At 56.6% G+C, this 8,837-nt stretch carries 8 protein-coding genes; 4 read left to right on the top strand and 4 right to left on the bottom strand.

Annotation, left to right across the window (positions count from 1 at the left end):
- Positions 1–156: 156 nt before the first annotated feature.
- Positions 157–1,032 (top strand): beta-1,6-N-acetylglucosaminyltransferase, encoded by an 876-nt coding sequence (locus A3K90_RS09450; protein ID WP_303682365.1) that lies wholly within the window; start codon positions 157–159, stop codon positions 1,030–1,032.
- A 44-nt stretch (positions 1,033–1,076) separates the two neighbouring features.
- On the opposite strand, the gene A3K90_RS09445 is transcribed toward A3K90_RS09450, so the two are convergent.
- Positions 1,077–2,051 (bottom strand): glycosyltransferase family 9 protein, encoded by a 975-nt coding sequence (locus A3K90_RS09445; RefSeq protein WP_303682364.1) that lies wholly within the window; start codon positions 2,049–2,051, stop codon positions 1,077–1,079.
- A 112-nt stretch (positions 2,052–2,163) separates the two neighbouring features.
- Between A3K90_RS09445 and A3K90_RS09440 the strand changes: the two genes are divergently transcribed.
- Complete coding sequence (locus tag A3K90_RS09440) at positions 2,164–3,015, top strand: FkbM family methyltransferase (RefSeq protein WP_303682363.1); 852 nt, start codon at positions 2,164–2,166, stop codon at positions 3,013–3,015.
- 88 nt (positions 3,016–3,103) lie between these two features.
- On the opposite strand, the gene A3K90_RS09435 is transcribed toward A3K90_RS09440, so the two are convergent.
- From A3K90_RS09435 to A3K90_RS09425, 3 genes are all read right to left on the bottom strand, one after another.
- Positions 3,104–4,762 (bottom strand): glycosyltransferase family 39 protein, encoded by a 1,659-nt coding sequence (locus tag A3K90_RS09435; RefSeq protein ID WP_303682362.1) that lies wholly within the window; start codon positions 4,760–4,762, stop codon positions 3,104–3,106.
- A 64-nt stretch (positions 4,763–4,826) separates the two neighbouring features.
- Positions 4,827–5,876: a glycosyltransferase family 9 protein gene (locus A3K90_RS09430; protein WP_303682361.1), complete on the bottom strand. Its 1,050-nt coding sequence runs from the start codon at positions 5,874–5,876 to the stop codon at positions 4,827–4,829.
- 192 nt (positions 5,877–6,068) lie between these two features.
- Positions 6,069–6,722 carry a hypothetical protein gene (locus A3K90_RS09425; RefSeq protein WP_303682360.1) on the bottom strand — a complete coding sequence of 218 codons (654 nt, stop codon included), beginning with the start codon at positions 6,720–6,722 and terminating at the stop codon, positions 6,069–6,071.
- Positions 6,723–6,996: 274 nt separating this feature from the next.
- On the opposite strand from A3K90_RS09425, the gene A3K90_RS09420 reads away from it, so the two are divergent.
- Both A3K90_RS09420 and A3K90_RS09415 read left to right on the top strand, forming a co-directional pair.
- Entirely contained in the window at positions 6,997–7,908 is a 912-nt protein-coding gene (locus A3K90_RS09420; RefSeq protein ID WP_303682359.1) for a CPBP family intramembrane glutamic endopeptidase, read from the top strand.
- An 11-nt stretch (positions 7,909–7,919) separates the two neighbouring features.
- On the top strand, positions 7,920–8,735 hold the full coding sequence (locus A3K90_RS09415; RefSeq protein ID WP_303682358.1) for a phosphatidate cytidylyltransferase: 816 nt from the start codon (positions 7,920–7,922) through the stop codon (positions 8,733–8,735).
- Positions 8,736–8,837 lie beyond the last annotated feature (102 nt).

Below are 8,837 nucleotides of genomic sequence, written 5' to 3'. Positions count from 1 at the left end.
AAGCATACCAGGGATACTCGATGAAAACGACCTGCAAGCGGTTCTTGCCTCTCCTGCTTTTTTCATGCGAAAAATCGCTTATCCAGAGTCTCGTCTCCTTGTGGAACTGGTTGAGCAGCATGCTGGACCCATGGGTCGGATGGGAGGACCCGCACTATGAAACAAGGGATACTGGTCACTGCGTTCAAGGAGCCGGCGTGGCTTGAACGGACGATACGCCAGCTTGGCGACGGGTTCAGTGTTTTTGTGCATGTCGACCGGAAATCGAAGCCTGAAGTCATTGACGGCTTTATGGCCCTTGGGCGGAAGTATGGCAATGTGAAAGTGTTCAGCCGGTACAGGGTGAACTGGGGCGGGAACAACCACCTGAAGGCGATCCTGTTACTCGTCGAAGAGGCGCTGAGGGATGGCATGGAGTACTGTCACCTTATCACCGGCCAGGATTATCCCCTGATGGGCAGTGACGACCTTCTGGCAGAGGGGGAGAAGCAAATCAATTACCTGAACTCCGTGAAACTGCCCCGCGCCGACTGGAAAGATGGCGGGTACGACAGGCTCATCTACTACAACTTTTTTGATCTCTTTAACGGACGAACCCGGTGGGGGCGGAGGATGATCCATTACCTCGTGGCAGTCCAGCGGATCGTTTCCTTCAAAAGGAAGATCCCAGAAGATATCGGGTACTACGGAGGGATGACCTATTGGTCGCTTGGCCGAGAGTGTCTGGAGTATGCCATGCGCTATGCGGCAGAGCACCCGGACTTCATGAAAGCGTTTGATCATTCATTCTGCGCCGAGGAGATCTTTTTCCAGACGGTGCTTATGAACTCCGACTTCAGGGACAAGATCGTCAACGACGACCGCCGTTTCATCGTATGGGAGTTTCGTGACGGAAACAACCCTGCAACGCTCGATGAACGGGATTACTCGAGAGTGCTCGAGTCACCGGCATTCTTCATGCGCAAGATTGCTTACCCGCAGTCTGCAGGACTCATTGCAGAGGTCAATAGGGCGTTTCGTCAGGGAAATTGATGGCGGAAGTTCTCCCGTTTGATGCTGCTTGACGCGGTTCCGGGTCAGGTCAGCTTTTCAAGAAGACGTTGCACTGCAGTCCTTACTGATGCGGTGTCAATATCGACGACTTCAGGGGTCGGGGAGACGATGACCTCCTGCAGGGTGCTGAGTGGCGCGTAGGCCTGGCTGTCGCCCGGATTATGGCGGTACATGGCCACGAGCGGGGTGTCTGAGCAGGCTGCGACATGGACGAGTGAGGTGTCGGGGGTTACGAGGAACCGGAGCTTCCGTACAACTGCCGATACTTCATAGAGGTTTTTCGTTGCGGGAGAGGGAACAACATTCTTATGCGGCTGTTCGATCAGCCGTTTTTCGTTTAGGTCGCCCGGTGCTGAGAAGATAACGAAGCGTTCGCCGGGCAAGCTCTTGATGAGGTCGGACCACTGTTCAATGGTGCGGTGGCCTCCCGGGGTACCGGTGCTGATGTTGATGCCGAGGTATTGCCGGTCCGGGAGTTCAGCAAGGAAGGTGTTGATCTCGTCCGATACCGGCATGGTAGGTATATACGGCCTGCAGGGGGTGATCTCATGGTGCCCGAGCGCCTGCATAAGGGACAGGTTCCTTATCGATTCATGGGTGCTTTTGGGTATGTCGAGCAGGTAGTCGTACAATTCTTCGTTGCCGTTGTTCCGGAGGCCTACCTTGAAGCGGGCGCGGATAAGGCGTGCGTTGAGGTTGAACGTGGTTGATGGGTGGTCCTTCGGGTTGAAGAGTACGTCGTATTTTTTCAGGAGGAACTTGAAAAAGTATCGATGCAGGTCTCGTTTGGCGTGATAGGTGGCGGTGACGTTGCTGTCGGAGCTGAAGAAGTCGCAGATGATGCGGGTAAAGGCAACGACATAAATGGCCGATGCCGGATAGGTTTGCCGGAGGGTTGCGATGAGCGGGGTCTGCATGATGGCGTCACCGTAGCACTCCCTGGCGAGGACGACGATGCTTTTCGGTGTTGATGCGATGGGGGCTGTGTGTTTTTGCATCTCGATCAAGTTTTGTGATAATGTAGCGCTTTTCACGGTATTTTCGTTTGGTGAAAGAATGGAGTGGTATATTCACTGACATTGTGTCCCAAACTTATCTCTTGTATCAAGTATGTCAGATTTCCTCAGTACCATAGCCGCCGGACTGATGTCGACGCTCAATCTCTCCATTCCAAGGACCGTGAACGGCAAAGCGGTATCGGTTCCCGTGCTGGGTGGGGTAAAGGTAGGCGTGAGCGGAGAGAAGTGGATGTCGGGTGTATTGACGGAGATATTCCGATATGCAGATGGTGGTATCTTTTACGATGTCGGGATTAACCTCGGTCAGACCCTCATCAAGGTGAAAACGCTTGCCCCGGACATGAAGTATGTGGGGTTCGAGCCGAACCCGTCCTGCGTCGCTTACCTTGATGCACTGGTTTCATCCAACCGGTGGAAGAACATCAAGGTTGTTCCCGCAGGCCTTTCGGATAGTGACGGCGTGGTGCCGCTCTATGGTAGCGACGGGACTGATCCGGAATCTACTATTGTTGCCGAACTTCGTTCGGAAGGCCAAAAGGCGGTGAAGTTCGTTCCGGTTTTCCGTCACGAAAGCATTGAAGGCGTTGTGCTTGATGGCAGGGTGTCAGTGCTTAAAATCGATGTCGAGGGGGCTGAGCTGGAGGTTGTGCGTAGCCTGCAGGGACTCATCGAGCGGGACCGGCCTGTCATCATCATGGAAGTGCTGCCGAATCGGCAGGAGAACGAGCTGAAGGCACGCCGGAGCAAAGAGATGGTCGGAATGATAAGCGGATTCGGTTACTCGTTCTACCGGATCATGAAAACTGAGGCTGATACCTATCGCGGCATTGCGCCGGTAAGCGATGTGGGTGATTATACCGATTCAGTCATGAAGGATCATGTCTTCGTGCCCACCGAACAGGTTGATGCGATCGGGAAGGTTCTGACGGTTCTCGCTGGCTGACTTTGTGAGCCTTTGGCACTGGTCCGGCGCGACCCTCCCAGGGACGTGGTGCATTTGTACCCGTTCCCGGGAGGGTTTTTCTTTTTGATCAGTTGGTGTCTGCCGGCTCTTTGTTGTTAGCTTTCCGGTAAATGGCCGTGAAGTTGGTGAACCCGCTCATGTCTCCTTTCTGCGCCTTGAGGTGGTAGCGGATGAAGATCATGAGGCGTGATTCGCTGCTGCGTGCGGTATAGATGTCGCCGCTCCATATGCCGTACTGCCTGAGCGAGTCGGGGATGTCAGTAGTTTTAACAAGTGCGAGCAGCGGTGTGGACTGCAGGGGCATGTCGGCGGTGGAGGCGTAGTAGAATGCTTTTCGCCCGGTGTAGAACGGGACGTTGTAGAGATCTCCGTTTTCCACATGGATGGGGATGTTGCCCGGAATCTGGTTCTCATTGACGACCGCCCTGCCGAGGCTGTCGATCGGGCGGCGCGTTTCCAGCTGCGGCATGAGTGCCGTGCTGAAGATGAAAAGCGCGCTGAAGGTGCCGATGAATGGGGCGTAGTAGATCGATCGGGTGTAGGGGGCCAGCATGAGGATGAGTGCAATGACCGGTATGGCATAGAACGCCGGATGGAAACTGAACACCTGCACCATGGCCACACTGAGCGCTACCCCTATCACCGCAGGTAGAATGAATGTGGTATTCCATAGCAGTGCGAGCGCTTTGTTCGAAGGCGCGGGACTCGTGCTCATCCATGCTGCTGTGAGGAGCGCCATGGCAGGGTGGGCCTGGATGAAGTAGGTCGGGATCTTGCCTTTCGAGGCGGTAAAGACGACGAGCATGACTGTGAACCATGCCATGGGGAGTGCGATGTTCCTGAGCCGGCTCGGCTGCAGGAATGTGCCGATGAGCGCGAAGTAGAATACCAGCGAGTATGGGAAGAAGCTCCAGAGGATGACTTCAGGGTAGAAGAAGAGGTCTTTAAGGAGGTTGCCGTTATAGCTGAACGCGCGCTCTACGGTTTCATTGCTGAGTACCTTGAGGTACTCACTGCCGTAGGAGAGGTACATGGCAAGGATCCAGCTCATGCCTATGGCCACGGCAATGAGCGCGCCCGACAGGGGGCGGTGGCTCCAGATCCGGCGGAATATATTCTTTGCGTTGAAGCGGGCATCAACCGTGATGTAGGTGATGATGATGCCCCCGATGACGATGAAGTAGGGGAACCCTTTGGTGAGGACGGTGAGGCCGAGTGCCGCGGCGGCGGCGGTGCTGTACCATCTGTTGCCGCTTTTCTCGCTTTTGAGGAACAGCCAGAGCGTGAGGGTGAAGAAGAACGCCAGCGGGATTTCGGGTGAGGCGTACTGTTTGCCGGCGATGAACTGTATGCCGATCGCCTGCATGGCAAGAGCATAGAGGGCTGCTTTGTCACCGTAGAGCATCCTCGCCATCGACCAGGTAAGCAGTACGGTCCAGAACGCCATCACGACGATGGGGAGGCGGAGTGCGAACTCGTTCAGCCCGAACACGGACGCCGAGGCGGCCATCAGCCAGTAGGTGAGCGGAGGCTTGACAAAGCGCGGTTCGCCGTTGTAGGTGATGTTCAGGAAGTCGCCCTTTTGCAGCATAACGCGGACTGCGTCCGCGTAGAAACTCTCGTTTTCCGTCCAGATGTCATTGATGTGGAAGTTGACAACATAGAGCAGCGCCGTGAAGGCGAGGAGCAGCAGGAATGTTCTCTGGGTGGAAGCGGTGCCTTGCATGGGTATGGACGGTTGAGGCGCCCTGGAAGAGGGCATGTTCCGGTAATGGCCGAATATACGAAGATTACCCCGTAATCCGCCTGAGCGAGCTCTGCATCGAGCGGATGGCTTCGGCAACGGTTCCGACCTCGATATCTCTAACCAGGTAGGTTTCAGAGGCTACGATGGTGCTTGTTGTGCTGAGTGGGCCATAGCCTTTCATGGCTTTAAGGTCGCTGGGGAAGAATGCGATGACCGGGGTATCGAAGCATGCGGCCATGTGCACGAGCGAAGTGTCGGGGGTTACGAGCAGATCCAGCTGCTGCAGGATGGTGGCGACCTCTCCGAGATTCGCTGTTGCCGGGGAGGGGATGATGTTCGGAAGGGTGTCCTCAAGATGCTTTTTATCGGCAGAATCGTTCCCTGCTGAGAACACGACGAACTGATGGAGGGGGAACTCCCTGACGAGCGCCTCCCACTTCTCGAGGGTCCAGTAGCGCGACGGGCCTCCTGCGCTGAGGTTTATGCCGATGCACCCTTTCAGGGAAATCGAACGGCTGAACTCCTGGACATTCCTGCCGACGGGGTAGCGGGGCATTTCGGGATAGAAGGCGGCGTACTTCTTCCGGTCGAAGCCGAGCGCATCGAGGAGGCCTGCGCTCTGCTCGGTTACATGATCCAGGTGGTCGATCTTGACCAGCCGATCGAAAATGCCCTCGTGCAGGGGGTGGCTGTGGGAGACTTTGAGTGGGGCCCTAATGACGGAGCTGAGCAGAAGGTTGCTGGTTGAGGGGGAGTCTTTCGGGTTGAAGAGCACGGTGTAGCGGTGGGTGAGGAGGAACTTCACCCAGACCCCTATCCCGCTTTTCAGGCAGAAGGTCCCCGATACATAGGGTGAGTAGCGGAAGAACTCCTCCGTTCCAGTCCGCGAGGTGATGACATGGAGCTCGGTATCCGGAAGTGCGGCCTTCTGCTGGCGCAGCAGTTTTGTGAGAAGGATGCTGTCGCCGTACCGGCCGACCATAAGGATGGCGATGGAGCGGATCGGCTCATATTCATGATTGTTGAGCCGGTGTGAGCGGAACCGGGAGATGATCTGGAGCAGCCGGGCAACGGCTTTTCTCTTTCCGGTCACATGACCTTGTTTGGGGTCGGTACTCTGTTCCAAAACGGGGGCGTGTCGTTGGGTGTTGATTTTTTAATGCCCTGCAATGTACGGTTTCTCTGTGATTTTTTTGATGCGACGCATTGGGTCCTCTGCGGCATGGCCGGGAGGATCTCCAATGTGTCATGTTGGCCGGTCAGGTTGTTTTCTCTGTACTGCCGGTTACTTTTTGCATGCCTCGCGCAGTGCCGTGATGCAGAGAGCCATCCGTTTGTGCCGATACACCCGGGCCATGGACAGCCAAACTTCAGGAGCTATGTTCCGGAGATGCTCAACATCAATGCGCATGGCATCGGCAAATCCCCTTACCTCTTCGGGGGCGAGCTTTCGACGGCAGATGATGTCCAGCAATGCCCGAAGGGGCATGGCAACCAGCGCTGCGTGTCCGTTGAATGTGATGCGTTCGACCGACTCCAGTAAACCGCCTTCTTGAATCGCAATGGGGTACATCCGGTAGAGGCCAAGGATCGGGTGGTTGATCTCCAGCTGCCGCCTGCCCGGAACGACCGACATGGTGACGGGCACTGCTTCAGGGATCCATCCGTGGAAGCAGAGCGCGCTTTCAAAGGAGATGAAGGAACCGGGAGCCAAAGCCTGTGCGAGCACGAAGGGGTGTGGTGTGCTGTTCAGCAGCGTTGAAGGTGCCAGCAGGTACTTGCCCCTTTGTAGTTGCAGCAGTTCGCCTTTTCGCAGTGCCCTGTTGACCAGATTGTATCGCCGTTGTGGCGAGCCCTCAAGCATACGGGCCAGTTGGTCCCTGGAAATGATGCGGGAGCCGAGCCCGTTTTCCAGAATGAGTTGTGTGAGTGTCTGCATATCATGCATTTATTGACGGCTCAGTCTTTCTTTGGGGGTATTGCCATTAGAGCAACTTGCCCAGTGCCGGGCAGGAAAACCGGCGCATCGACTGAGTGAGTTTTGAATGTGAGCCGTCAGTATTGATATTGCATACTTGACAGTGCTTCGTCACTGAGGGTGGTGTCATGGTAGGTATTGCTGTCGCGGAAGCCAGTGATCGCCTTTATGACCGCCTCTATTCATGAGCGCCAGAGAGCGCAGTTTCTTGTAATGTTTCAAGCTTTTCATCCGCATGATGGTTCCAGTCGCCGTGCGCCGGCCTTCATTTCTCTTCACCACCCTGTTTCTGCTCGCAACGATGGTGCTCTACCCTGTTGCCGGTGCGCTGCTGTTCTCGCTTGCGGGGGGAAGTGGCGAGGCCGTGCTTGGAGGTGGCGGCATCGGCGGGCTGCTCGGTCCGCTTCGGATGGCACAGGCTTCAGGCCAACTCATGATGCTTGCGCTGCCGGTGCTGCTGCTTGCGGCATGGCATGTGCGCGCCCCGCTCTTTTCACTGGAAAGCCTGCGGTTTCTTGGAGTCCGTGGAGGGTTTGATTGGCGGCTTGCGGGGTTTGCGGTTGCCGGGGTGTTCCTGCTTCAGCCGCTCGTGTTTACGGTGGCCGGGCTGCAGAACCTCTTTCTCTGGCCAGCGCTTGGTGCTGCCGGCGCGGAGGTGGTGCGCCAGCAGGCAGTGATGGAGGTGTTCATCGCCGAGCTTGCCCATGCCGGGTCAGTGGGGGAGTTCCTTGTGGTGGCCTCGGTACTGGCAGTGGTTCCGGCGGTGACGGAGGAACTGCTCTTCAGGGGATATGTGCAGGGGAACTATACCCGCTCAATGCGTCCGTTTTCGGCAGTGCTGCTTACCGGCACCATGTTCGCTTTCTTCCACATGAGTGCGGCCAATCTTCTTCCCCTTGCTTTGCTTGGCTGGTATATTGGCTATATTTACAGCAGAACCGGCAACCTTGCCGTGCCGGTGTCGGTTCATTTTGTGAACAACATGGCCGCGCTCCTGCTTCTTCTGTCGGCCGGCAGCTCGCCGGTGGCGGGTTCCGATCCGGAACTGCTGCTGTTCAAGGTCTGGTGGTGGGTGCTCCTGCTGCTGTCGCTGTGGTTGTTCATCTTGGTGATGCGGCGTTTTTCCGCCATTGCTTCCTCTTCGTAACAGGTGTCTGTATGGGTAAACTTCTGAGCATCAATCTTCTGCAGCGCGTGCTGGTGGCTGTGGTCGGCATTCCGCTCCTGCTTCTGGTCATCAGGGCGGGCGGCGACTTCTTTTTTGGATTCTTCCTCTTGCTTGCGCTGCTTGCCACCTACGAGTTCCATCGCCTTGCTTCGCACCGGGCCCATCCCCCTGCGCTCTGGCTTATGCTGCTCTCCACCGTTCTGCTGCAGGGGGATTTCTATTACGGCCTTGTGGAGCCGTGGGTGGCGTTTCTTCTGGTGGTGATGCTGCTGTTCCTGCTTGAGCTCTTTATGACGGCGGGCTCTCCGCTCCTGAACCTCGGTTCGGCTCTTGCCGGACTGCTCTATGTCAACCTCTCGTTCGGTGCCCTTCTGCGCCTTCGGATGGAACCGATGAACGGTACGGGGGAGGCCATGGTGCTGTTGATGTTCATCTCTATCTGGGCGACGGATATTTCCGCCTATTTCGGTGGGAGCCTTGCCGGAGGGAAACTGATCCGGCGGAAACTGTTCCCCCGCCACAGCCCGCACAAGACCTGGGAGGGGTTCTTTTTCGGGGTGGCAGGGAGTGTGGCGGCGGCGTTCGCTTTTTCCTCTTTCGTTCCTTCCCTCACCCGTGAGACCGCACTGCTTGCCGGTGCCCTCATCGGCCTGTTCAGCCCTGCCGGTGACCTCATAGAGTCCATGTTCAAGCGCGATGCCGGAGTGAAGGATTCTTCCGCGCTGATCCCCGGCCATGGGGGGGTCTTGGACCGGTTCGACACGGTGATGTTCGTTGCACCGTTCGTTTACCTCTTGACGCGGTAAAGATTACGTTCTGCGGGTGGTCGGCATGCAGCGTGAACGGCGGATTTCCTCAGGTTATTTCTTGAGCCATCGCATTCTCCTCTCTTTGAGCACCCTCCTGAT

The organism is Pelodictyon luteolum (assembly GCF_001622165.1).
Lineage (GTDB): Bacteria > Bacteroidota > Chlorobiia > Chlorobiales > Chlorobiaceae > Chlorobium > Chlorobium luteolum_B.
This window is presented reverse-complemented; position numbering and strand designations above follow the sequence as displayed.